16 protein-coding genes (1 of these 16 running past the window's edge) are annotated in these 24,150 nt (G+C 74.5%); 9 read left to right on the top strand and 7 right to left on the bottom strand.

What is annotated here, in order from left to right; translation table 11 throughout:
- Positions 1-473: 473 nt before the first annotated feature.
- The 7 genes from ACFQ6N_RS29790 to eccCa all read right to left on the bottom strand — a co-directional run bounded on the left by ACFQ6N_RS29790 (position 474) and on the right by eccCa (position 11,516).
- Positions 474-776, bottom strand: a complete 303-nt coding sequence (locus tag ACFQ6N_RS29790; RefSeq protein ID WP_380655567.1) for a hypothetical protein — start codon at positions 774-776, stop codon at positions 474-476.
- Positions 777-825: 49 nt separating this feature from the next.
- Positions 826-2,145: a sugar ABC transporter permease gene (locus ACFQ6N_RS29785; protein ID WP_380655564.1), complete on the bottom strand. Its 1,320-nt coding sequence runs from the start codon at positions 2,143-2,145 to the stop codon at positions 826-828.
- A complete protein-coding gene (locus ACFQ6N_RS29780) occupies positions 2,142-2,927 on the bottom strand; it encodes an ATP-binding cassette domain-containing protein (RefSeq protein WP_380655562.1) in 786 nt (261 codons plus the stop codon). Before ACFQ6N_RS29780 ends, ACFQ6N_RS29785 begins: the two co-directional genes overlap by 4 nt.
- Before the next feature lie 56 nt (positions 2,928-2,983).
- A complete protein-coding gene (locus ACFQ6N_RS29775) occupies positions 2,984-4,081 on the bottom strand; it encodes a sugar ABC transporter substrate-binding protein (RefSeq protein ID WP_380655559.1) in 1,098 nt (365 codons plus the stop codon).
- A gap of 280 nt (positions 4,082-4,361) precedes the next feature.
- A complete protein-coding gene (locus tag ACFQ6N_RS29770; RefSeq protein ID WP_380655556.1) occupies positions 4,362-4,727 on the bottom strand; it encodes a hypothetical protein in 366 nt (121 codons plus the stop codon).
- A gap of 163 nt (positions 4,728-4,890) precedes the next feature.
- The gene (locus ACFQ6N_RS29765) at positions 4,891-7,533 is read right to left on the bottom strand and encodes a hypothetical protein (protein ID WP_380655554.1); all 2,643 of its coding nucleotides are present in this window, start codon (positions 7,531-7,533) and stop codon (positions 4,891-4,893) included.
- A complete protein-coding gene (eccCa, locus tag ACFQ6N_RS29760; protein WP_380655552.1) occupies positions 7,530-11,516 on the bottom strand; it encodes a type VII secretion protein EccCa in 3,987 nt (1,328 codons plus the stop codon). Before eccCa ends, ACFQ6N_RS29765 begins: the two co-directional genes overlap by 4 nt.
- A gap of 220 nt (positions 11,517-11,736) precedes the next feature.
- On the opposite strand from eccCa, the gene eccD reads away from it, so the two are divergent.
- From eccD to ACFQ6N_RS29715, 9 genes are all read left to right on the top strand, one after another.
- Entirely contained in the window at positions 11,737-13,128 is a 1,392-nt protein-coding gene (gene eccD, locus ACFQ6N_RS29755; RefSeq protein WP_380655550.1) for a type VII secretion integral membrane protein EccD, read from the top strand.
- Positions 13,129-13,215: 87 nt separating this feature from the next.
- Positions 13,216-14,667, top strand: a complete 1,452-nt coding sequence (gene eccB / locus ACFQ6N_RS29750) for a type VII secretion protein EccB (RefSeq protein WP_380655547.1) — start codon at positions 13,216-13,218, stop codon at positions 14,665-14,667.
- Positions 14,668-14,752: 85 nt separating this feature from the next.
- Positions 14,753-15,091, top strand: coding sequence for a hypothetical protein (locus ACFQ6N_RS29745; RefSeq protein ID WP_380655546.1), 339 nt, complete (start codon positions 14,753-14,755; stop codon positions 15,089-15,091).
- A 49-nt stretch (positions 15,092-15,140) separates the two neighbouring features.
- The gene (locus ACFQ6N_RS29740) at positions 15,141-15,428 is read left to right on the top strand and encodes a hypothetical protein (RefSeq protein WP_380655543.1); all 288 of its coding nucleotides are present in this window, start codon (positions 15,141-15,143) and stop codon (positions 15,426-15,428) included.
- Positions 15,428-15,835 carry a hypothetical protein gene (locus ACFQ6N_RS29735; protein ID WP_380655541.1) on the top strand — a complete coding sequence of 136 codons (408 nt, stop codon included), beginning with the start codon at positions 15,428-15,430 and terminating at the stop codon, positions 15,833-15,835. Before ACFQ6N_RS29740 ends, ACFQ6N_RS29735 begins: the two co-directional genes overlap by 1 nt.
- 40 nt (positions 15,836-15,875) lie before the next feature.
- Positions 15,876-18,182, top strand: a complete 2,307-nt coding sequence (locus tag ACFQ6N_RS29730; RefSeq protein WP_380655538.1) for a hypothetical protein — start codon at positions 15,876-15,878, stop codon at positions 18,180-18,182.
- Between the two features lie 77 nt (positions 18,183-18,259).
- Positions 18,260-18,727: a YbaB/EbfC family nucleoid-associated protein gene (locus ACFQ6N_RS29725; RefSeq protein WP_380655535.1), complete on the top strand. Its 468-nt coding sequence runs from the start codon at positions 18,260-18,262 to the stop codon at positions 18,725-18,727.
- Positions 18,720-19,019, top strand: coding sequence for a hypothetical protein (locus ACFQ6N_RS29720; RefSeq protein ID WP_380655533.1), 300 nt, complete (start codon positions 18,720-18,722; stop codon positions 19,017-19,019). The genes ACFQ6N_RS29725 and ACFQ6N_RS29720 overlap by 8 nt, the downstream gene beginning before the upstream one ends.
- A 90-nt stretch (positions 19,020-19,109) precedes the next feature.
- Positions 19,110-24,150: the beginning of a hypothetical protein gene (locus tag ACFQ6N_RS29715; RefSeq protein WP_380655530.1), read on the top strand. 22,370 nt of this gene lie beyond the right edge of the window; 5,041 of the gene's 27,411 nt are visible here — the first part of the coding sequence; its start codon is at positions 19,110-19,112; its stop codon lies off the right edge, out of view.

Genomic DNA, 24,150 nt, shown 5'->3' with positions numbered 1-24,150 from the left:
ACCCACGCGGCGAAACACACCTGAACCCCGAGCGCTGCGCAGGAAGTCGGCTCCGCCGACTTCCTGCGCAGCGCGGTCCAGGCCGCCGTGGAGTGGCCTCGCCACCTGGGGTGGGGGAGTTGGGGGGTTGGTGCTCTCGGCGGGTTCGGGTGGGGAGTCGCGCTCGCGGGGCGGGGCGGGGCGGGGTGGAGTTGGTGGGTGGCGGTGAGCTTTGCCGTCTGGGGTGGGGGCACGTTGGCGGCGCGGCCCGGCCCGGCCTCGGGGGCCCGGGGCGGGGCGGAGTTGGCGGGTCGTGGTGAGCTTTTCCGCCTGGGGTGGGGGGCACGTTGGCGGCGCGGCCCCGGGGGCCCGGGGTGGGGCGAGTCGGCGGGTTGCGGTGAGCTTTTCCCCCTGGGGCTGGGGAGTTGGGGGTTGGTGTGCTCGGCGGGCCCGGGGTGGGGCGGGGGAGCTGCCGGCCCCGGGCCCGGACCGGGTTATGCGGGGTGGTGTTCCGCCGCTGACTGGATGGCCGCCTGTACCGTCTCCAGCAGTGCGGCCAGGCCGCTGGCCCGCTCCCATTCCTCGGCCGTGTACCTCCAGATGTGGCTCCCGCCCGGGAGTTCGGGCCGGCCGTGGGTGATCGTGACGACCCGCCTTCCCTTCCGGTCGGGGCCGGTGACGCTGAGGTGCAGGTGCCGGACGTGGAAGCGGATGGGATTCCCGCCGAAGACCTCCAGGACCCGGCCGTCGAACGTGTAGAAGTCCCTGCCGACCGTGGTCGTGATCTCGTCGTCCATGGGGGAACCCTAGGGCGAGTAGGGGGAGCGGGGGAGGGGGCCGAGTCCGCTACCTGCGCCCGGTGCTGCTGCGGGTGCGGCGGGTGACGGAGTCCAGGACGACGGCGGCGAGCAGCACGGCGCCGGTGATCATGTACTGGATGGCCTGGGCGGCGTGGACCATGTCCAGGCCGGTGGTGATGGACTGGATGACCAGGATGCCCAGCAGCGCCGACCAGGTCTTGCCGCGCCCGCCGAACAGGCTGGTCCCGCCGATGACGGCTGCGGCGATCGCGCTCATCAGCACGTTCCCGCCGCCGAGTTGCTTGTCGGCGGAGCCCTGCTGGGAGGCGTAGAACAGCCCGCCGAGGCCGGCCAGGAACGCCGACAGCACGAACACCGAGATCCGGACCCGGGCGACGTTGACGCCCGCCCGCCGGGCCGCCTCCACGCCGCCGCCCACCGCGAAGACCTGCCGCCCGTACCGGGTGCGGCGCAGTACGAAGTCGGTGGCCAGGACGGCGCCGAGCAGGACGACCAGGGACAGCGGCAGGCCGCGGTCCTGGTTGAGGGTGTAGGCGGTGGCGAGGGTGAGGGCGGCGAGGGCCGCGGCGCGGATCGCGGTGTCGGCGGTGGAGGGGGCGGTGAGGCCGGCGGCGCGGCGGCGGCGGGCGGTGCGCAGTCGGGCCAGCAGGTAGAGCGCGGGGGCGAGGACGGCCAGCGCCCAGGCGTAGGCGATGTCGCCGTCGCCGAGGAAGGTGGTGTCCAGGCTCGCGATGATGCCGCCGTGCCGGTTGTTGACGGTGCCGCCGTCGCCGAGGACCCATTCCTGGAGGCCGCTCCAGGTGAGCATCCCGGCCAGGGTGACGACGAAGGCGGGCACGCCGACGCGGGCGAAGAAGAGGCCGTGCAGCAGGCCCATGGCGCAGGCCGCGGCCAGGGCGACGAGGATCGCGACGCCCTCGCCGAAGCCCTGGCGCGAGGTCAGCACCGCCGCCACGGCCGCGCTGGCGCCCGCCACCGAGCCCAGCGACAGGTCGATCTCGCCGAGGATGAGGACGAACACCACGCCGACCGCGATCAGGCCGGGCCCGGCGATGAAGCGGGTGATGTTGGTGAGGTTGTCGGCCTGGAGGAAGTGGTGGGTGACGGACTGGAAGACGACGGCGATGACGACCAGGCCCACGACGACGGGCAGGGAGCCCAGTTCGCCGGAGGCCAGCCGCCGCCGGACGGCCCGGGCGTGCCCGGCCCACCCCTGTGCGGGGGCGTGCAGCCGCGGGTCGGCGCCGGGCGGCGCGGCCGACGCGCCGGGCGAGGCCGGGGAGCCGGGGGAACCGGGGGAGGAGGGGGAGGAGGCGGAAGGGGCGGGGGCTTCGGGGGCGCTCATACGGCGTCGGCCTCCTCGCTGCGGCGGGCCCGGCGGCGGGCGTGGGCGTTGTCGGTGGCGCCGGTGATGGCGGCGACGATCTGCTCCTGGGTGGTGTCGGCGACCGCGAAGACGCCGTTGTTGCGGCCCAGGCGCAGCACGGCGACGGTGTCGGCGACCGCCCGCACGTCGGCCATGTTGTGGCTGACCAGGACGACTGCCAGGCCGCGTTCGCGCAGCCGTTCCACCAGGTCCAGGACCTGGGCGGTCTGCTCGACGCCGAGCGCCGCGGTGGGCTCGTCCAGGATGACCAGGGACGGTTCGCCGACCAGCGCGCGGGCGATGGCGACGACCTGGCGCTGCCCGCCGGACAGGGCCGCGACGGGGGTGCGCACCTCGGGGATGCGGATGGCCAGGGTGTCCAGGAGGAGGCGGGCGTGCTGCTCCATGGCGACCTCGTCGAGCAGGCCGCGGCGGCGTTTCTCGTGGCCGAGGAAGAGGTTGGCGATGACGTCGAGGTTGTCGCACAGCGCGAGGTCCTGGTAGACGGTCGCGATGCCGAGGGCGGCGGCGTCCTGGGGGCGGGTGAGGCGGACGGGCTCGCCGTGCCAGGTGACGGTGCCCTCGTCGACGGGGTGGACGCCGGCGATGGTCTTGACGAGGGTGGACTTGCCGGCGCCGTTGTCGCCGACGAGGGCGAGGACCTCGCCGGCGTGGACGTCGAGGTCGACGTCGGTGAGGGCCTGGACGGCGCCGAAGCGCTTGGAGACCGCGCGCAGTCGGAGGACGGGTGCGCCTGTCACGTGAACCACCTTGGTGGAGGGGCGGGTCGGGTCGTGGGAGGGGCGGGTGCCCGGGGCTACTTGAGGCCCGCGGCGGCGCAGGCGGCGGCGTAGTCGGCGGTGCAGATGTCGGAGACCTTGTAGATGCCGTCGGCCAGGAGGGTGGCGGCGATGTCGTCCTTGGTGACGATCTTGGCGTCCAGCAGCTTGGCCGGGATGTTCTTGGCGGTGGCGCTGTCGACGCTCGCGGTGGCGACGGTCTTGACGTCCTTGCCCTGGAGGAGGGCGACGGCCAGTTCGGCGGCGGTCTCGGCGAGCGGGCGGTAGGCCTTGTAGATGGTGTACGCCTGGTCGCCGTTGACGATGCGCTGGACGGCGTCGAGGCCGGCGTCCTGGCCGCCGACGGGGACCTTGATGCCGGCGCCCTGGAGCTGGGTGATGATGGCCCCGGCCATGCCGTCGTTGGCGGAGTAGACGGCCTGGAAGCCGTTCTTGCCGAGTTCGGTGACGGCGGCGGAGATCTTCTGCCCGGCGACGGTGGGGTTCCACTGGCCGGACTGCTCGTAGACGACCTTCTTGATCTTGCCGTCGAGGACCTTGTGGGCGCCGGACTTGAACTGGGCGGCGTTCGGGTCGGCCTCGTCGCCGTCGATCATGACGACATTGGCGTCGGCGGCGCGCGGGCCGAGGGCGTCGAGCAGGGCCTGGCCCTGGAGTTCGCCGACCTTCTCGTTGTCGAAGGAGGTGTAGGCGGCGATCGGGCCGGCGGCGAGGCGGTCGTAGGCGAGGACCTTGACGCCCTTGGCGGCGGCCTCCTCGACCCAGCCCTGGGTGGACTTGGCGTCGTAGGGGTCCAGGACGATCACCTTGACGCCCTGGGTGAGCAGGGTGTCGAACTGCTGCTTCTGCTTGGCCGCGCTGCCCTCGGCGTTGTTGTAGAGCACCTTGCACTGCGCGCACAGGGACTTGACCTTGGCCTCGATGAACGGCCGGTCGAAGGACTCGTAGCGGGTGGAGGAGGCGTTCTCGGGCAGCAGCAGGCCGATGGAGGTGGAGTCGCCCGCGGCGGTGGCTTCGGCCTTGGAGGCGCCGGCCTTCCCGCAGGCGGCGGTCGTGGACAGGGCCAGCGCGAGGCCGGCGGTGGAGACGAGGACGCGACGCAGTACGGCGTTCATTTCCGGTGTGCCTCTCCCTGTGGTCGCCGCGCGGCTTCACGGCGGGGTGGGGGGAGTAAAACCTGAGCGCGTACATGACGTCAATAAGTAAAACCAGACTGCCCGCAATCCACCTCCACTCGTTATCTTCGTGAACGCGCCCGGGGGATTCCCGGGGGATTCCGGGCGGTTGAGGATGCTTCGGGGACGGTTCGGAGACGCGGAAAAGGGGAATGCCCGCCGCTCCCCCGTGCGGCGGGCACCCCCCGGGCCGTGCGACGGGCACACGGCCGACCGACCGTCAGGGACGGTCGAGGGTGATGGAGTTGATCGGCCCCAGGTCGGCGTACACACCGTTCTGGGCCGCGATGTCGTAGCCGCAGTCCGCGCCGCCCGAACCCCGGCACAGGTGCGCGTGCGCGCCGCCGGTCTGGTTGTTGAGCACCCAGTGATTGCCGTACTGGTTGCTCAGGTTGTGGGCGCCGTAGCTCCAGTAGACGTCGCTCGGCGAGACCGCCGGGTTCTGGTTCTGCGGGTAGACGCAGACCGCGCCCGACGGACAGCCCGCCCAGGAGCCGTCGGCGGCACCGGCGTTGCCGGTACCCATCGCGGTCAGGGCGGCGGTGGCGAGGGCGAGGGCGGCCAGGGCGTGGAGGGTCCTGCGCATGGGTGGTTCTCCCTTGGCTGGTACGGGGCCCGGCGGGTCGGCCGGACCGGTGCCCGTCAGCCTAGGAACGCGGCCCCGGCGGCGGTCCCTGACGCCTGACAGGGGCGCGCCTGCCCCGCCCGGGCCCTCCCGTGTGCCCGGGTCCCGCCCGGCCGGACGGGGCCTACCCGGCGGCCACCCCCGGCGTCAGGCGCAGCCGCTCGGGGCGGGCCGGCACGCGCAGCTGATCGGCCGTCAGCAGGTCGCGGCGGGCCTGCCAGGACAGCAGCCGGGACCGGGCCTGCTCGTCCCGCTCGTCGGCCGTCCCGTCGGTCGCGGGGGAGGGGCCGGTCTCGCGCAGCAGGACCCGCACCGGGTCCTCCCCGCCGGGCAGGACGTCCAGGACGCGGAAGCGCGAACCGGGCGGGAAGACCACCTCCGGGTCACCGTCCTCGGCGATCACCGACGTGCGGCGCCCGGTCGCGGACCAGACCAGGAACTCCACATCCGTCCCCGTCACCAGGTCGGACTCCGCGGTGCCCACCAGCGCGGCGGGCTCCGTCAGCAGCGCGCCCCGCACGTAGTGGCGCATCACCTCCTCGCCCGCGTCCGCGCCCAGCAGCACGGCGCCCCGGTGGTTGGGCAGCCGGCGCAGCCCCGACCCCAGGCAGGCCAGGTACGGGTCCAGCGGGCCGGGGCCGGGCCGGCGGGCGGCCTCCACCAACTCGGCCCGGGACACCGGGAACCCGGTGTCCGCGTGGTGCAGGTAGACCGCCGCGAGGTCGTCCTTGAGGTCGTCGCGGGACTGCGAGCGCAGCGCCGGCAGCCGCAGGGCGACCTGCTCGGCGCGGCTGGCGTAGCGGTGGAAGCGCGCGCCGAGCAGCACCCGGAAGGCGGCGCGCTCCTCGGGGGTGGACGGCCGGCCGGCGGCCAGGACGCCGACCGGCGGGATCAGCCGGGGCCCGGCGGGCTCCGCAGGCACGGGGGCGGGGGCGGGAGCCGGTTCGGGGGCCGGTTCGGCGGCGGGTTCCTCGGGTGCGGGGACGACGGGCAGGACGGCGGTGGGCTCCTCGGCGGCGGGCTCCTCGGGTACGGGCGCGGGCGCGGCGGGCGGCTCGCCCGTTGTGACGGCCGGTCGGGCCGGCGGGACACGGGGGCTGACGGGCCCGGTGACCGGTGCGGGGAAGCTCGGCACAGGCGCAGGTACGGGCGCAGGTGCGGGTACGGGTGAGGCCACGGGCGGGGGGAAGGACTGCGGGTCGGTCCCGGGGTGCAGGAGCAGCTCCGGGGCCGCCGCGCCCGGGGCGGTGAGCGAGGCCAGCAGGCCGTCCAGGACGGCGAGGACCTCGGTGGGCACCGCGTGCTCGGCCGAGCCCGCGATGAGCAGTGGACGGGCCGGGTCGGGGTCGAGCAGCCGCGCGCCGGGGTCCTGCGGCGGGCCCTCGGGGCGCAGCCACAGCCCGGCGGGGACCGCCTCCAGCTGCCAGCCCGCCACCGGTGCGCGGTAGAGCGCGGGGCCGCACGGCGCGGTGCCGTCGGGCAGGGGGCGCCAGGCGGAGGCGACGACGCGGCCCAGGCCGGGGGAGGCGGTCAGCTCGGTCAGCCACGGCTCCCAGGACGGGGTGCCGTCCGGGGCCAGCACCCGGGAGGAGAACCCGTCCGCGGTGCGCATCGGCAGGCCGACGGCGGCCCGTACGTCCAGGCCCAGGTCGGCCGCGAGGGCGCCGGCCAGGGCGACCAGCGCCGTGGTGGCGGCCCAAGGCGCGCTGACCAGCAGGCCGGCCGGGGCGGGCCGGGTACGGCGCAGCCGGGCGGCGATGTCGGCGGCCCCGGGCAGGGGAGCGCCGGGGCGGCCGACGACCACGACCAGGGTGCCCGGCGCGGCGGTGGCCAGGGTCAGCGGGCCGGGGCGGCTGTCGGGGGCGGGTTGGTCGCGGAACCAGTAGCCGCAGGGCAGCACGGTGACCAAGGGGTCCCCGTCGAACGGGTCGCCCTCGCCGTCCGCCGAGGGGACGGGCGGTGCCGGTGCGGGCGGTGCCGGTACGGGGACGGGTGCCGTGGTGGGCGGCGGCAGCTGAGGGGCCGTCGGCACCGCCGTGCCCGCCGTGGGGGCGGGCAGTTCGGCAGGAACAGGAACAGGAACAGGAACGGACACGGCCGGAACCGGTGCCGGAGCGGGCAGTTCCGCAGGAGCAGGAGCCGCCTCGACGGCCTGAGCCGCCTCCGCGACAGCCGCCCCCGCCACCGCCGCCCCCGCGACGCCCGCCCCCGCCCGCGCCCGCAGGGCCGCCGCCGTCTCCGGCAGCGGCCACACCGGCCCGAGCCGGCGGGTGCGCCCCGCCGGGGTGCACAGCCACCACGAGCCCGGCGCCCCGTCCCCGGCCGAGGTGGTCGCCAGCGTCCCGTCCGGTTCCAGGGTGACCAGGCCGTCCGGGGCGACGATGCTGGTGTCGGCCAGTTCGGCGATCCGCTGGGCGGGCCTGCTGCCGTCCGGCGCTGCGGCGGCCAGCCCGGAGGCGGCCAGCACCAGGGTCGCGGCCCGGCGGGCGGCGGCGGTGCGCGCCAGTTCCTCCAGGCTGCCGAGCAGCACGGGCTGCGCGTCGGCGGCGGCCGCCAGCACGGTGACGGTCCCGACCACGGCCGGCAGTTCGGCCAGCGCGTCGGTCAGTTCGGCGGGCAGCACCGCCGCCCCCGTCCCCCCGCCCGCGCCGGGCGCGATGACGAAGTGCGGGCCGACCTCGTGCAGCGCCGCCGGCTCCGGGGCCGGGGCGGCGGCCGGGCGGTGCCGGTTCAGCCAGCGCCGTACCGGCGCGGCCTCCGCGCTCACCGCTGCGCCTCCGTACCCTCGTCGTCCAGTACCGCGGTCTGCACCTGCACCGTACGGCGCCGGGTGATGTGCAGGGCCCGCCCGGGCGGGAAGGTGCGCGGCTTGGTGTTGCCGAACAGGAAGCCCTCGCTCGGCGGGCAGGACAGCAGCAGCGCCGGGGTGTTGACCTCCTCCAGCTTGCGCAGCAGCTGGTCCGAGGAGGCCCGCCCGATGCCGTTGGCGCTGCGCGCCACGATCAGGTGCAGGCCCAGCTCGACGCCCTGCGCCAGGCAGTCCAGCAGCGGCGCGAACGGGTGGGCGCCCATCCCGCCCGGGGAGCCCGCGACCAGCTCGTAGTCGTCGACCAGGATGAACAGCTCGGGCCCCTCCCACCAGTCCCGCAGCCGCAGCCGCTCCGGCGGGATCTCCGCGCCGGGCAGCCGGTTGGCCATCGCCCGTGCCGCGCCGTCCACGATCTGGCGCAGCACGTCCACCGCGACCGCGTGCCCCAGCCGGTACTCCTCCGGCACCGCGCCCTGGAGCACCCGGCGGTAGTCGACCAGCATGATCCGGGCCTCGTCGGGCCGGTAGGCGCCGGTGATCCCGGCCGCGACCAGCTTCAGCAGGTTGGTCTTGCCCGACTCGCTGTCACCGACCACCACCAGGTGCGCCGACTCCTCGAAGTCGTGCCACAGCGGGGCCATCGACACGTCCTGGAGGCCCAGCGGCACCCGCAGCCGGCCCTCCGGGGCGGGCAGCGCCGCCGCCGGCAGGTGCAGCGGCAGCATCCGCACCTCCGGGGCGCGCGGGCCCGTCCAGTGCTCGGCGACCGCGTCGACCAGGTCCGCGACCCCGTCGCCGAGGTCCTCGGTACTGCCGCTGCCGTCCATCCGCGGCAGCGCGGTCAGGAAGTGCAGCTCCTCGGGGGTCAGGCCGCGCCCGGGGACCTTGGGCACCGTCGCCGCGATCCGCATCCCGATCGAGGAGTCGACCGGGTCGCCCAGCCGCAGCTCGAACCGGGTGCCCAGCAGGTCGCGCAGCGCACCGGTCACCTCGCCCCAGCGGGTGGTGCCCACGATCAGGTGGATGCCGTAGTTGAGGCCCCGCTGGGCGATCAGGGTCAGCGCCGGCGCCAGGTCCGCGAACTCCTGGCGCACCGTGTTCCAGCCGTCGACGACCAGGAACACGTCGCCGTGCGGCTCGTCGGCCAAATCACCGGCCGCCAGCATCCGCCGGAACGCCGCCACCGAGTCGATGCCCAGCTCCGCGAACCGCTGCTCGCGCCGCGCCAGGATGCTGTTGACCTCCGCCACCGTGCGCACCACCCGCTCCGGGTCGTGCCGCCCGGTCACCCCGCCCATGTGCGGCAGGCCGCGCAGCGAGGACAGCGTGCCACCGCCGAAGTCCAGGCAGTAGAACTGCACCTCGCGCGGCGTGTGGGTGAGCGCCAGCGCGGTCACCAGGGTGCGCAGCAGCGTGCTCTTGCCGCTCTGCGGCCCGCCCGCGATGCCCACGTGCCCGCCCGCGCCCGACAGGTCGGCGGTCAGCAGGTCGCGCACCTGCTGGTACGGGCGGTCCACCACGCCCACCGGCACCTGGAGGGTGCCCCGCCCCGCGTCCGTCTCCGTGGTCAGCCCGTACCGCGGGTGCGGCGCCAGCGGCGGCAGCAGCTGGTCCAGGGTCGGCGGCACACCCAGCGGCGGCAGCCACACCTGGTGCGCCGGGGGGCCGGCGTCCACCAGCTTCTCCGCCGCGATCGCCAAAAGGCTGCGGCCGTCCTGCTCCTCCTGCGGCTCCGGCTCCGCCGGCACCGCGACCGGCTGACGCGGCGCCACGTACCCGGTCCCGTACGCCGCGACCTGCCCGGCCGCGGCCCGCTGACGCGCCTCGGCCGGACGCGGCGCCCGGTAGGGCCCCGACACGTACGCGGCCTTGAACCGGGTCAGCGTGGCGATGTCGCTGCGCAGGAACCCGTTGCCCGGCTGGGACGGCAGCTGGTACGCGTCCGGCACCCCCAGCACCCCCCGGCTCTCCATCGCCGAGAACGTCCGCAGACCGATCCGGTACGACAGGTGCGACTCCAGCGCGTGCATCCGCCCCTCGTCCAGGCGCTGCGAGGCCAGCAGCAGGTGCACGCCCAGCGACCGCCCCAACCGGCCGATCATGATGAACAGGTCCATGAAGTCCCGGTGCGCGGCCAGCAGTTCACTGAACTCGTCGACCACCACGAACAGCGTCGGCAGCGGCTCCAGCGCCACCCCGCCCGCCCGCGCCGTCTCGTAGTCCAGCAGCGAGCTGTAGTTGCCCGCCGCCCGCAGCAGCTCCTGACGGCGCACCAGCTCCCCGTGCAGCGCGTCGCGCATCCGGTCCACCAGCGCCGCCTCGTCGGCCAGGTTGGTGATCACCGCCGAGGTGTGCGGCAGCCGGTCCAGCCCCAGGAACGTCGCCCCGCCCTTGAAGTCCACCAGCACGAAGTTCAGCACCTCGGAGGAGTGCGTCATCGCCAGCGCCATCACCAGCGTGCGCAGCAGCTCCGACTTGCCCGACCCGGTCGCCCCGATCAGCATCCCGTGCGGACCCATGCCGCCCTGCGCCGACTCCTTGATGTCCAGCTCCACCGGACTGCCGTCCGCCGCGACCCCCAGCGGCACCCGCAACCGGTCCGCGATCCCGCGCCGCGCCCAGTTCTCCGCCACGTCGTGCCGGTGCAGGTCACGGATGCCCAGCAGCGACACCAGGTCGAAGTCGCCCGCCAACGGCTCCGCGCCCTCCGACTGGTCCCCGATCCGGTACGGCGCCATCAGCCCGGCCAGCCGCCGCGCCGCCGCCAGACCCAGCGCGTCCGGCCGGCCCAGCTCGGTCACCTCGTCCCGGTGGTTGCGGTCGGCCCCCACCATCGCCAGCCGGCCCTCCTCGATCCGCAGCCGCAACCGGTGCCGCAACGGCTTCCACTCCAGCGTGTCGCCCAGGTCCAGCAGCACCGCGTTGCGCCACCCCGCCAGCGCCGCCCGCGACCCCGGACCGACCTGCACCCCGTCCAGCACGACCACCGTCAACGGCTCGTCCCGGCTCGGCTGCGCATCCGGCTCCCACGGCCCGCGCCCCGCGAACTCCGCCCCCATCACCTGCTCCAGCTCCGCCACCGACCCCGCCACCAGCCGCACCGGCCCCAGCGCGTCGGTGTCCACCGGGTGCAGCGCGTGCGGCAGCCACTTCGCCCACTCCCACTGCCCCCGCTGCTCCGCGTCGCACACCACCGCGATCCGCAGCTCGTCCGGCGCGTGGAACAGCGCCAGCTGCGCCAGCATCGCCCGCGCCAGCGCCCGCGCCGCCTCCCGGTCGTCACCGCGCACCAGCACCTGGGCGTACCCGCGCACGTACACCGCGATCGGCTGGTCGGCGACCGTCCCGTACGCGTGGATGAACCGCCGCAGCGCGTGCGCGCACAACGGCTCCAGGTCCTCCACCGGCTTGGTCGACAACGGCGCCAGCCGCACCGCCAGCCGCTGGTGCCCCACCCCGACCCGCACGTCACCGAAGTCCGGGTGCGCGCTGCGCCGCTCCCACAGCCGCGAGGTGCGCACCAGCGACGCCACCGCCTCCGGCGCCGGGTGCCGCCACGCCAGCGCCTCCTGCTGGCGCACGATGTGCCCGCGCACCTGACGGCGCATCTGCGACAGGTACCGCAGGTAGTCCCGCCGCTCCGCCCGCAGCTCCCGCTTGCGGTCACTGGAACCCCGGATCAGCGAGGTCACCAGCATGCCCACCGCCGACAGGCCCATCATGCCCATCGCCACGTAGCTGAGCAGCCCCCCGCTCTCACCCGGGCGCAGGAACATGAACACCATCGACAGCGAGCTCAGCGCCATCGGCGCCATCGTGATCATGCTCGACATGCCGCTCTGCGACTCCGGCAGGACCGGCGGCTCCTGCAACTGGATCTCGCCGTCGGGCATCGCCGGCCCGGGGCGCCGAGGCGGACGGTCGACCAGCACCACACTCAACGAAACGGCTCCTCGCACCCAGGGGGGACGGTCCGCGAAGCCCCCGTGGTCCGGGGCGCCGTCCGCCCAGGACCACGGACGGCGCCCCGTCCGTGGTTCACCCCACCCACGAGAACCGGCCACCCGGTGAACCCCGCGACCCCCGCCGCCCGTGCCCCAAGGTGACGGAGCACCGCCCCCCGGGCGGGACGGCCACGGCCGCACACACGCGAGGAGAGCCTTGAACGGGAGCGCCAACGGGACCGCCCTGGCCGCACTGTGCCGACTGAGGTTCCACGCACCCGAGGCGGTGTTCGACCTCGCCATCCCCGCCGACGTACCGATCGGCGACCTGCTGCCCGCCGTCCTCGCCCACGCCGGCGACGACCTCGCCGAACAGGGCGCCGAACACGACGGCTGGATCCTCCAACGCCTCGGCCACCCCCCACTCGACGAGGAACTCGACGCCGACGCCCTCGACCTGCACGACGGCGAGGACCTCTACCTGCGCCCCCGCCGCGACCCCCTGCCCGAAGTCCACTACGACGACCTCGCCGACGGCCTCGCCACCGGCATGCGCGAACGCCCCGACACCTGGCGCCCCGCCCTCACCCACCACACCGCCCTGGCCCTGGCCCTCACCGCCCTCGCCGGCGGCCTCGCCCTGCTCCTGCTGCCCGGCCCCGACCACCTGCGGGCCGGCGCCGCCGCCGCCACCGGCCTGTTCCTGCTCCTCGGCGCCCTCAGCGCCTCCCGCGCCGTCGGCGACGCCGCCGCCGGCACCGCGCTCGGCGCCACCGCCGTCCCCTACCTCGCCCTCGCCGGCGCCCTGCTCACCACCGGCACCGCACCCTCCGCCACCGGAGCCCGCCTGCTCGCCGGCGGCTGCGCCGCCGCCGGAGCCGCCGTCCTCGCCATGGCCGCCGTCGGCTGCTCCGCCCCGCTCTTCCTCGGCCTGGTCCTGCTCGCCCTGCACGTCACCGCCGCCGGCGCCCTGCTGCTCACCGGACTCACCCCGCCCGCCACCGCCGCCGCCCTCGCCGTCGTTCCCGTCGTCACCGCCGCCTTCCTGCCCGGCCTGTGCTTCCGCCTGTCCGGACTGCGCCTGCCCGCCCTGCCCCGCAACGCCGAAGAACTCCAGGAAGGCATCGAAGCCGTCCCGGCCGCCTCCGTGCGCACCCGCAGCGCCGTCGCCGACGGCTTCCTGACGGCCTTCCACCTCGCCCTCGCACCCGTCCTCGCCCTGTGCCTGACCGTCCTCACCGGCCAGGACGGCTGGGCCCCCACCGCCCTGACCTGCGCCCTGTCCCTGCTGCTCCTGCTGCACTCCCGCGGCATCGGCAGCATCCCCCAGCGCCTGGCCGTCCTCGTCCCCGGCGCCCTGGGCCCCGTCCTGCTCACCACCCACCTCGCCCTCGGCCGGTCCACCGCCGAACGCCTCGGCCTGCTCGCCGCCCTGCTCGCCACCGCCGCCGTCCTGGCCACCGTCTCCTGGACCATCCCCGGCCGCCGCCTGCTGCCCTACTGGGGACGCGCCGCCGACCTCCTGCACACCCTCGCCGCCGTCGCCCTCCTGCCGCTCGCCCTCGCCGCCGCCGGCACCTACCACGGACTGCGCGCCATCGCCGGCTGACCCGCCCCCAGCCCCGGCCGGCTGACCCGGCCCCCGCCGCGCACCCCGCCGCGCACCCCGCACCCCGCCCCCGAGGAGAACCACGCCATGCAGTCGAAGCGCGACCAGGTGCAGGCCCACCTGTTCGTGATGGGCCGCCTCGCCACCGGCATGCTCCGCGGCGAACCCGACGCCCCCGACGCCCCCACCGGACGCACCTCCCGGGGCATGACCACCGGCATCATCATCGCCGCCCTCGCCTGCCTCATCGCCGCCGTCTACGGCATCGTCGTCCCCGGCGGCGCCACCGCCTGGAAGAAACCCGGCACCCTCGTCCTGGTCAAGGAGAGCGGCGCCCGCTACCTCTACCTCGACGGCGCCCTGCACCCCCTCCTCAACGAGACCACCGCCCGCCTCATCGCCGGCGACCAGCTCACCGTCGACCAGGTCAGCGCCAACTCCCTGGCCGACACCCCCCGCGGCGCCCCCCTCGGCATCCTCGGCGCCCCCGACGGCCTGCCCGGACCCGACCGCCTCGCCACCGCCCCCTGGCTCGCCTGCGCCGCCCTGCGCCCCGGCCCCTCCGGCGACCGCCGCCCCCAACTCGCCCTGGCCATCGACCCCGCCACCCACGGCACCGCCCTCACCGACAACCAGGGCCTCCTCGTCACCGCCCCCGACGGCACCACCCACCTGCTGTGGCACGGCCGCCGCCTGCGCCTGGACACCCGCAACGGCGCCCGCCAGGCCCTCGGCCAGAGCGCCGCCACCGCCCGCCCCGTCACCCAGGCCTTCCTCAACGCCCTGCCCGCCGGCCCCGACCTCGCCGCCCCCGACACCGACCAGCGCGGCACCCCCGGCCCCGACCTCGCCACCAAGCCCACCCGCGTCGGACAGCTCTTCACCGGCCCCAACGGCGACCCCTACCTCCTCACCACCGCCGGACTCACCCCCCTCACCACCATGGCCTTCGAACTGCTGCGCAACGACCAGCGCACCCAGCAGAGCGCCTACCAGAACGCCGCCGTCACCCCCGTCGCCGTCGGCGCCGGCGACCTCGCCGCCCACAGCGCGCCCCCCGCCCCCGCCGCCCAGGCCGGCGCCCTGCCCACCGCCCCGCCCGACCTGCTCACCGCCCCCCAGGGCCGCGACGTCTGCGCCGAACTGCGCCCCGGCGACCCCGCGCCCACCACCGCCGTCACCCTCGTCGACGACACCGCCGTCCAGGGCCCCGCCCCCACCGCCCAGCCCGGCATCGAGCCCGCCTGCGCCACCGCCGACACCATCGCGGTGCGCCCCGGCGGCGGCGCCCTGGTGCGCGCCCTGTCCACCGCCGGCACCGGCACCACCCTCTACCTGGTCACCGACAACGGGGTGAAGTACCCGCTCGCCTCGCCCGCCGTCGCCAAACAGCTCGGCTACGGCGAGACCGCCCCCGCGGGCCTGCCCGGGCCGCTGCTGACCCTGCTGCCCACCGGCCCCAGCCTCGACCCGGCCGCGCTCACCGGCGCCGCCGCCCCCGCCGCGGCCGACCCGCAGGCCCCGGCCTGCACACGGTGAACCACCGCACCCCGCAGCGCCGTTGACCTGAGATGAACCCGGCGGCCCGAACCCCGGGTCCCCGACCGAGAAGGAGCCCCTCCCGATGGCCCCCAACCTGCAGACAGACGATGCCGCGATCCAGCGCGTCCTGACGACCCTGGAGACCCACATCGAGGCGATGATGCGCGCCGGCGCCCAGGTCGAGAACGTCAACTCCGAGGTCCAGCAGCACTTCCGCGCCGCCTGCAGCACGGCCTACCAGGGCAAGATCCAGGACTGGCAGGGCCGCTACCAGCAGCTCAAGAACGCCTACCAGACCTTCCACGGCACCTTCGGCGCCGGCCACCGCCAGGTCAGCCACGCCCACGACGAGGCCCTGGGAATCGGCGGCAGCTGGGGCTCCGGCCCCTCCGCCGACGTCTACAACGGCCTCAACCCCTGACCCAGGCCCCCGCCCCAGCCCGCCGACGCCCCGACCGAGAGGACCCCCCATGGCCAACATCCTGCTCAACCACGCCAACATCGACGACGCCGCCGACGCCCTGGACCAGGCCGGCCAGGGCATGCACACCGCCATGGAGAACTGCATGACGGCCATCCGCACCGCCCAGGCCGAGCTCTCCGGCGACCTCGCCACCGCCGCCGCGGCCTTCTACCAGGTCCTCGCCGGCCAGGACGGCAGCATGACCGACGACATCAAGGTGGGCGCCGGCATCCTGCGCGAGATGCACGGCCTGCTGCGCGACGCCGACAAGCGCGCCGCAGCCGGCGTCAGCTGATGGGCACGCCCACGGAGCCCGACTACGGGCACACGCTCAGCGTCAACAAGGACGACCTCCAGTACTTCGCCGACAAGGAGATCGGCGGACTGCTGGACAGCCTCAACAAGAACCCCGGCTACGAGGTGATGCAGCGCTACGCCGGGATCCTGGACGGGACGGGCAACTCGCTGCTGGTGGGGAGCAAGCTGTTCCTCGCGGACTCGATCGTGATCGACTTCAAGGAGCTGGCCACCGGTCTGGCCACCGACCTCGGCACCCTCAAGGCCCAGATGCGCCAGGCCCAGATCAAGATCCAGCTGACGCTGACGATCATGGAACAGGCCCACGAGGACGCCATGACGGCGGCCGAGATGATGGAGGTCCTCACCAAGGTGTCGAGCGCGGCTCCGCCCAAGTCCAAGTGACCGTACAAGAGTTGACCGTAACGAACATGCAGGGGGACTGATGGCCGCGACCTGGGAGCAGGTTCTCGCGTTCTTCTCCGGCCCGGACCAGAAGATCGTCCAACGGGGCACGGTCGCGGAGTTGCCCACCGGGGCCAAGTCCTGGATCAGGCCGGACAAGGTCTCGAAAGGCACGACGGGCTACCAGTTCTACTTCGGGAACACGGTCGACACCGGCCACACGGACATGGCCAAGGAGGGCGAGAGCAAGCCCGACGTGTGGTGGGCGTGGAACTACACCTACAACAAGGTGAACCACTACATCCTGATCGGGATCCCGATCAACTACACGGACTGGGGCAACGACGCGGACAAGCCGCTGTCCCAGTTCATCCACCAGCACGAGGGGATCTTCGCACCGCTGTCGAACGGGGGCGGCAACGCCGGGATCGACCCGCGGACGCTGCGGGTCGCCGCGCAGGGCCTGCGGGACGTGGGCAAGTGGCTGGACGAGTGGCAGCCGAGGGTGAACAAGTGGGCCGACCTGATCGACGGCCCGGACAGCAACTGGCAGGGTGACGCGGCCGGCGAGTTCAAGATGCTGCTCAAGCGGTACGCGCTGGAATTCGAGAGCATCCGCCTCCAGCTGGACACCACGAACCACCCCAAGGACCTCGACAAGGCGGCCGACCAGATCCCGGTCACGGTCGCCGGCCTGCGAGGCGTCCACTCGAAGTGGTGGGACTCCGGGACGTTGTGGCCCTCGCGCGCCGTCTACGAGGCCCTGGCGCAGGAGATGGTGGGCGTCACGCCGACCTTCGGCGAGAACGGCCAGGTGAAGTCCATCATCTCCAATTCGCTGGGCGACGCCATGCAGGACGCCTTCTACACCGCGCTGGAGCAGAAGGCGAAGGGGATCTGGCTGGGCAACGTCCAGAAGTACCTCGACGACAGGACCTTCCCCTACCAGGTGGAGGATCCCCAGACAGCCGCGGTGAGCGTGCGCAGGACGGGCGACCCGACGGCCCCCCTGGAGGCCGACTACGCCACGCTGGTCGCGGACTTCGGCCGCGGCTACGTCAACATCAGCCTCGACCTGCCCAGCCAGGCACCGCCCGGCCCGGGCACGGGTGACGGCAGCGGCGGGGCCGGCGGCGGCGACGGCAAGGGCGGCGCCGGGGGCGGCGCCGGGGGCGGCGACGGCAACAAGTTCGACCTGGGCGGCGGGGCCGGGGGAGGCGGCGCCGGCGGCGGCGACGGCAAGGGCGCCGGCAACAAGACCCACCTGCCCCCGCCGCCCCCGGTCATCGGGCCCGGCGGCGGCAGCGGCGGCGACGGCATCGGCGGCAACGGCGCGGGCACGCCCATCCTCGACAAGGACCACAAACCCGTCCTGGGCCCCGACAAGAAGCCGGTCATGCTGCCCCCGGGCGGCTACATCGGCAAGGACGGCCAGGTGTACGACGCCAACGGCCAGAAGGTCATGGGCAAGGACGGCAAGCCGGTCATCGTCCCGCCGGGCTCGGACATCCCGCCGGGCACCGGCGGCGGCATCTACGGGCAGAACGCCAAGGTGCCCAAGGGGTCCAGGATCCGCGAGGACGGGACGGTCATCGGCCCCGACGACAAGGAGGTGCTGGACCGCGACGGCAACCCGGTGGTGCTGCCCAAGGGCGCCTCCATCGCCGGGGACGGCACGCTGCTCGACTCCACCGGCCGCCCGATCTCCGACATCTCCCAGCGCTACACCGACCGCCAGCACGCGATCGACCAACTGGTCGGCAGCGGGGGCAGCGGCGGTGGCGGCGGGGGAGGGGGCGGCGGCATCCGCCCGCCGTCCACCGGCACCGACTGGAAGCTCGACCTCGGCTCCTCCTTCGGCGACCACGGCGGCGGCACCGACTGGCTGTCCGGCTCCGGCTCCGGGTCGGGCTCCGGCTCCCTGCCCTCGTACGCGAGCCTCCTCGGCGGCGCGGGCGGCTCCGGCTCCGGCCTGTCCTCCGGCGGCGGCTCGGGGCCCAAGCTGATCGGCTCCGGCGGCGGGATGAGCCCGCAGGCCATCGAGAACAGCGGCGGCCTGGGCCCCGGCGGCAAGACGGCCGCCGCCCTGAGCGCCGAGTCCGCCGCCGCCGAGAAGGCCGCGACCCAGAAGGCCGCCGCGCTGGCCGCCGAGGAGGCGGCCGCGATGCGCGGCCGGTCGGTGTCCACCAGCGGCGGCGGCATGCCGATGATGCCGCCGATGGGCGGCGGCATGGGCGGCGGCATGGGCCAGGGCGAGAAGGACCGCCAGCGCACCACCTGGCTCGCCGAGGACGAAGAGGTGTGGGGCACCGACACCGGCGCGGTCGGCGGCGTGATCGGCCGCTGAGCGGCGCGCTACCCAGGGCAGCGGGCGGCGTCCCGGCACGGGACGCCGCCCCGGGACAAGGAACGGAAGAAGAAGGCATGTCGTACTCGTTCGAGGATCAACTCAACCAGGCCATGGCCTCGTTGGCGGAGCAGCAGGAGAAGCTGGCCGAGTCGACGCGCCGGATGCAGGCGATGACCGCCGCGGCGACCAGCAAGGACCGGATGGTCACCGCGAAGGTCGGCCCCCAGGGCGAGCTGCTCGCGCTGAGCTTCCACACCACCGCCTACCAGTCCATGGCGCCGGCCGAGCTGAGCACCGTCCTCAAGGACGTCCTCAACGAGGCCAAGGCCCGGATGGGCGACCAGATCACCGCCGAGATGCGCGGCTTCGAGGGCGTCGGGGATGCGCTGCGGATGGGCTTCACCGGCGAACGCGAGGACGAGGACCCGTTCGGGGCCGACGGCGGCCTCGACCTGGAGGCGCTGCTGGCCCCGCTCACCGCGATGCGCCCCGGCGCCGACCGGACGGGCAAGTCCCACAAGCAGGAGGAGTTCAATGGCTAAGACCCTGCGCAAGGAGGAGGGCGCCAAGAAGGCGTTCTCCGACTTCGAGGCGGTGTCCGCCCTCGTCAAGAAGATCAACGGCGAGATGGACGACATCAAGGAGAAGAACGTCAAGGCCGGCGGCGGCGACGACATCGGCAAGCAGTACCACGAGAAGATCGACAAGCCCAGCGCCGACCTCTTCGCGCTGACCCTGCAGATCAGCAACAAGTTCAAGGCGATGTCCCAGCACGGCCAGGACACCGCCGACCTCTTCGACGCCACCGACGAGCACAACGTGGGCCTGACGTGAACTCCCGCCGCTAGCCCCTGAGTCCGGGCCCCCGTCCGCCCGCCCCCGCACCCCCGTACCGCCAGCCCCGCAGCCGGAGGCCCCCGCGCCATGCCCCACTCCTCGATCCACGTCTCCCCGGGTGTGGGGCAGTTCTTCCACGTCATCAGCGGCATGCCGTGGCCGGAGTCCGACGAGGGGCTGCTGCGCGACGTACGGGACGACTACCTCGCGCTGGCCCAGGACCTGCCGAAGCTGAGCGAGTACATCCTGGACGCGGTGCAGAACTGCTCCCAGCGGCTCGAAGGCGAGGCCGCCAAGGCCTTCCAGAGGGAGTGGGCGCCGTTCGTCAGCCAGGACCCCACCAGCGACCCGCTGCGCAAGGCCGGTGAACTCTGCACCCAGCTGGCCGAGCTGGCCGGCAAGGTCGCCAACACCGTCGAGTACACCAAGTGGATGGCGATCGGCCAGCTCGTCCAGCTGCTCTTCGAGATCGCCCTCGCCATCGCCTGGGCCGTCTTCACCGGCGGCGCCTCGCTCACGGCGCTGGTGTGGAAGAAGATCCTGACGAGGCAGTTCCTCCTGGCGCTGCTGAAGAAGCTCGTCCAGCTGATCGTCATGCACACCTTCGGCGGCATCGTCGGCGGCCTGATGCTGGACGCGATCATCCAGGGCATCCAGTTCGGCCACGGCGACCGGCACGAGTGGGACAAGGACCTCACCAAGCAGGCGGCGATCTTCGGCGCGATCAGCGGCGCGATCGGCGGGCCGCTCAGCCTGCTGGGCGAGGGACTGGGCAAGCTGCTCGGCCCCAAGCTGGCCAAGCTGTTCGTGGAGAGCGCCCTCAAGGACGTCATCAAGGGGCTGACCGGGGTCACCCTCAAGGGGGTCGGCAAGGAGGTCGGCGAGAACGCCCTCAAGGGCGTGGGCAAGGACCTGGCCGGCAGCGTGGCCGGGAGCGTCGCCGGCGGGTCGATCAAGTCGGTGGCCAAGGAGCTGGGGGAGGGCTCCCTCAAGGGCTCCCTCAAGGGCGCGGGCAAGGAGGCCGGCGAGGGCCTGGGCCGGCTGCTCGGCAACGAGGCGGCCGAGAAGTTCGCCCAGAGCATCTCCAACCTCCTGAAGGAGAACGCCCAGTACCTGGCCAAGGGCTTCAAGAAGGGCGGCAAGGTCGGCGCCGCGACCGGCGAGAAGTTCGTGCGCGAGCTCGGGGAACTCTTCGAGAAGGAGCTCGGCAAGGAGATCGGTGACAAGTTCGCCCGGGAGATGGGCGAGCACATCGGCAAGCAGTTCGCCCAGCACTCCCTCAAGACGGTGATGAAGGAGGGCAGCAAGGAAGCGCTCATCGAGTCCCTGGAGAACATCGCCAAGGACGGCGGCCGGGTCGCGCTCACCCCCGAACTCAAGCTGCTGGCCGAGAAGATGCCCGAACTCGCGGGCGGCGTCAACAAGATGAACAAGATGTTCCACCTCGGGGCCGTGCTGGGAAGCCAGTTCGAGTCGGGCATCAACCAGTACCTCACCGAGGGCATCTACAACACGATCTACAACGGCGAGTGGCAAGCCAGCGGGATGAGCTTCGTCGGCGGCTTCATGATGGCCGGCATGCGGCACATGCTCATGGGCCTCGCCTCGCCGCTGACCATCCACTACGCGGACTTCGTCCGCAACCTGGAGAGTTCCCGGATCACCGCGGACTCCGGCCCCAACTACCCCATGACCCACCCGCTGACCTTCCTCTCGGTGATCAGCAACATGGGCGGGCACTCGGCGCCGTTCCCGGTGCCCCGGCCCGGGCACATCGACCAGATCAACGCGCCGCGGCTGTCCGGCGGCGACGGCGCCTCGATCAGGTCGGGCGGCTCCGAGCTGTCCGGCTCGACCGTCCTCGGCTCCGGCAGCCACCACCCGGCGGACAACGGCGAGGGCGTCCTCGCCGACCCCCACGGCAAGACCAGCTTCGACTCCTCGGTCGACGGCGGCTGGGACCCGAAGGCCCCCGCGCGGCCCGTCGAGACGCAGTCCCGCGGCGACGAGCGCAACTCCGCCTCCGGCCCGCCCAAGTCCACGACCGGACCGGTCGGCAAGGACGGCGCCGCCGTGCCCCCGCCGGTGCCCAGGAAGACCGAGGGCACGCCCGAGGTGCCCGGGGCCGAGAAGCAGGGCGCCGGGAACCAGGGCGCCGGGAACTCCAGGACCGGCAACCAGAACGGCAACCAGGGCGGCAACCAGGCGAACAGCGGGGAGCGCGGCAGCACCGCGACCGCGTCCGCCGACGCGAACGGCGGCAACAGCGCCGTGAAGCCGCCGCAGCCGGAGCCGCAGCAGTCCAGGCCCGACCCGGCGCGCCGCAGCACCGTCGTCGACGAGCACAACGAACCGCCCCTGCACAACGACGACTCCAGGACCGCCACGAACGGCGGCCCCGCCGGGTCGGCCGGACGGCAGAGCAGCGACAACAGCCCGCAGTCGCAGTCGCAGTCGCACCCGAACGGGAACGGGAACGCGAACGGCAACGGCAACGACCGGAGCACGGCCCCGGTGCCGCCGGTGCGCACCAGCGGCGGCGGCCCCGGCGACGTCCCCGGGCCGGCCGCGCCCGGCCACCCGGACCCGAACCGGCCCGACCCGAGCCGTCCGGACCCCAACCGCCCCGACCCGGACCGTCCCGAGCCGCCCCGCCCGGACCCGAACCGCCCGGACCCTCAGCAGCCGGTGCCGCCCGCCACCCCGCCCGCGACCCCGCCGCGCGACCCGAAGCTCGACGCGCCCGGCCCGCACGTCCCCGAGGGCCCGGTCGCGCCCGCCCCGGCCGTGCCCGCGGCCACCGCCTCCGGCCACCTCTACCACCGGGTCGACGCGCCCGAGCACGTGAAGGCGCCCGCCGGCGACGCCCGCCGCACGGCCTGGCAGGACAAGCAGCAGTCGATCGCCGAGGACCACGACGCCAGGCTCGCCGCGATCGAGGCGAAGGAGGCGACGCACCGCGAGGTCGAGGTCCGCCTGGCCGAGGGCGCCGGGCGCCTGCCCCGGGAACTGCGCACCCTCGCGGGCCCGGACACCCCGGTGTGGCGCCGGGCCGGCGACGCCATGCGGGCCGACATCGAGGCGCGCCCGCACGAGCGGGAGGAGATCCTGGCCGGCGCCGCGGACCGCCTGGAACTGGCCGGCGCCCGCGAACTCGCGCTCACCTTCGCGACGAACCGCTTCGACCGGATGCTCGCCGACCGCGGCCTCGGGCCGGAGCACTCCGGCGACCACGCCCGCTCCGAGATCCGCCGCGAGGCCTCGGAGAAGTTCCGGGCCGACGCCGAGCAGGACATCGCCCAGCTGTTCACCGCCCGCACCGACATCACCCCCGAGCGCAACGCCCAGGCCGCCCGGGCGCTGGAGCGCCGACTGGACCACGCCGCCCGCGACCTGGACGTGCGTCAGGCGCGCGCCGGGGCGAACGAGCAGATCGAGCGGGTCGTCGACGAGGCCCACGCCGACTGGTCCGCGGACAAGCTCCCCGAGCGGGACCGCGCGCTGCTGGAAGCGGCCGGCGTGCCCAAGGACGTCCGGCTGTCGCCGGAGGCCCGCGACCTGATGGCGGACACCCTGCGGGAGCGGATGGAGGACCTGCACGGCGGCGACCGCGACGGCGAGGACTCCTTCCTGCGGATCGAGGAGGAGAACGGGGACGGCAAGGAGAACGGGGACGGCAAGGAGGGCAAGGACGGCAAGGCCGAGGCGCTCGCCCCCGTCGACCCGACGCGGCTGGGCCGGGCCCGGCTGGAGACGGAGTTCCAGGAGGCCCTGGAACGCCACCGGGACGGGCTGGCCCACGACTTCGCCGTCCAGGCGGTCCGCGAGGCCGTGCTGAAGCGCTCCGTCGACGCGGTGGACGACGCGGCCGCGGCGTGGAAGGACACCGCCCCCGAGCAGTTCGGCCCCGAGGCGCTGCGCGAACTCGGCCTGGCCGAGGCCCCGTCCCCGCGCGCGGTGGCCGCCGCCCGCGCGGACCTCGCCCGCCGCACCGACCGCCTGGTCGCCGAGCACACCGCCGCCGACCGTGACCCGGCCCTGCTCAAGACGGAGCTGGAGCGGCTGACCTCCCAGGCCGAGGCCAACCGCCTGCTGGCCCTGCACGGGGCCCGGGAGGCGGCGCTGCGCGTCGCCGAGGACACCGCCCGGACGAAGGTCCCGCACGACCTGGGCGGCCCGGACGGCGTCGAGCCCGTCCCGCAGTCCGGCGACCGCCGGGCGGGGACGGCCGCCTCCGTCGAGATGGCCCTGGGGCCGGTGCGCGGCGGCCGCTCCGACCGCTACGAGCCGCCGGCCTCCAGCGCGGCCCGGCGGGTGCGCGAGGGCTACACCGAGCGCGTCCGCGCCGCCTTCGAGGAGAGCTTCCGCTCCCTGCTGCGCGACCCGGGCGCCGACCACAAGGCGGGCCTGAGCGAGCAGTTGGGGAAGTGGCGCGGCGAGCGCGAGCGGCTGACCGAGGGCCTGGACCGGCACGTCGCCTTCGAACGCGACGTCCTGCCCGCCCGCGAGCGGGCCGCCGAGGGCTACGACCGCCTCGCCGAGGGCCGCCGGGTGTCGGAGGAGGAGATCCGGGACCTCAAGAACCAGTACGGCGGCGAGTTCTTCGATGCCTACAAGGACCACTGGGGCCCCGAGGACCTGGACGGCGAGCGCTGGCGCGGCCACGAGGCGGTCAACGAGAACGTCTTCGGCCGCCGCCCGTCCGAGGAGCAGCCCGAGGCCGGGCCCAAGCCCGAGAACGAGGCCGAGACCGGGCCCAAGCCCGAGGCCGAGAACGAGGTCAAGCCCGGGAACGAGGGCAAGCCCGGGAACGAGAGCGAGACCGCGGCCAAGCCCGGGCCCGACGCCCCGGCGGGCCCGCTCGCGCCCGCCGGCGCCGTCCACCCCGCCGGGGACCAGGGCCGCAACCGCGACCGCGACCAGGGCGGCGACCGTAACCAGGGCGGCGACCGCGACCGGGACGCCGCCGTGCACCTGCCGGACGGCGGCTCCGTCCCGGACACGCAGGTCCGCACCGACCGGATCGAGGGCGGCAACGGCGCCTCGACCGTGCGGGTCGCCTTCCACGACGGCGACCTGGCCTCGCGCGAGACGCTCTACCGCTCGCTCTCCGACCTGACCGCCTTCC

The sequence above is a fragment of the Kitasatospora sp. NPDC056446 genome, assembly GCF_042796115.1.
Classification (GTDB): Bacteria; Actinomycetota; Actinomycetes; order Streptomycetales; family Streptomycetaceae; genus Kitasatospora.
The sequence above is the reverse complement of the archived record's forward strand: the minus strand, read 5'-3'. Positions and strand labels throughout refer to the sequence as shown.

What these genes read in the sequence shown, in the direction of transcription:
- ACFQ6N_RS29790 (WP_380655567.1), bottom strand. Translation starts at nt 776, where the DNA reads ATGGACGACGAGATCACGACCACGGTCGGCAGGGACTTCTACACGTTC.
- ACFQ6N_RS29785 (WP_380655564.1), bottom strand. Translation starts at nt 2,145, where the DNA reads ATGAGCGCCCCCGAAGCCCCCGCCCCTTCCGCCTCCTCCCCCTCCTCC.
- ACFQ6N_RS29775 (WP_380655559.1), bottom strand. Translation starts at nt 4,081, where the DNA reads ATGAACGCCGTACTGCGTCGCGTCCTCGTCTCCACCGCCGGCCTCGCG.
- ACFQ6N_RS29770 (WP_380655556.1), bottom strand. Translation starts at nt 4,727, where the DNA reads ATGCGCAGGACCCTCCACGCCCTGGCCGCCCTCGCCCTCGCCACCGCC.
- eccB (WP_380655547.1), top strand. Translation starts at nt 13,216, where the DNA reads ATGCAGTCGAAGCGCGACCAGGTGCAGGCCCACCTGTTCGTGATGGGC.
- ACFQ6N_RS29745 (WP_380655546.1), top strand. Translation starts at nt 14,753, where the DNA reads ATGGCCCCCAACCTGCAGACAGACGATGCCGCGATCCAGCGCGTCCTG.
- ACFQ6N_RS29740 (WP_380655543.1), top strand. Translation starts at nt 15,141, where the DNA reads ATGGCCAACATCCTGCTCAACCACGCCAACATCGACGACGCCGCCGAC.
- ACFQ6N_RS29735 (WP_380655541.1), top strand. Translation starts at nt 15,428, where the DNA reads ATGGGCACGCCCACGGAGCCCGACTACGGGCACACGCTCAGCGTCAAC.
- ACFQ6N_RS29730 (WP_380655538.1), top strand. Translation starts at nt 15,876, where the DNA reads ATGGCCGCGACCTGGGAGCAGGTTCTCGCGTTCTTCTCCGGCCCGGAC.
- ACFQ6N_RS29725 (WP_380655535.1), top strand. Translation starts at nt 18,260, where the DNA reads ATGTCGTACTCGTTCGAGGATCAACTCAACCAGGCCATGGCCTCGTTG.
- ACFQ6N_RS29720 (WP_380655533.1), top strand. Translation starts at nt 18,720, where the DNA reads ATGGCTAAGACCCTGCGCAAGGAGGAGGGCGCCAAGAAGGCGTTCTCC.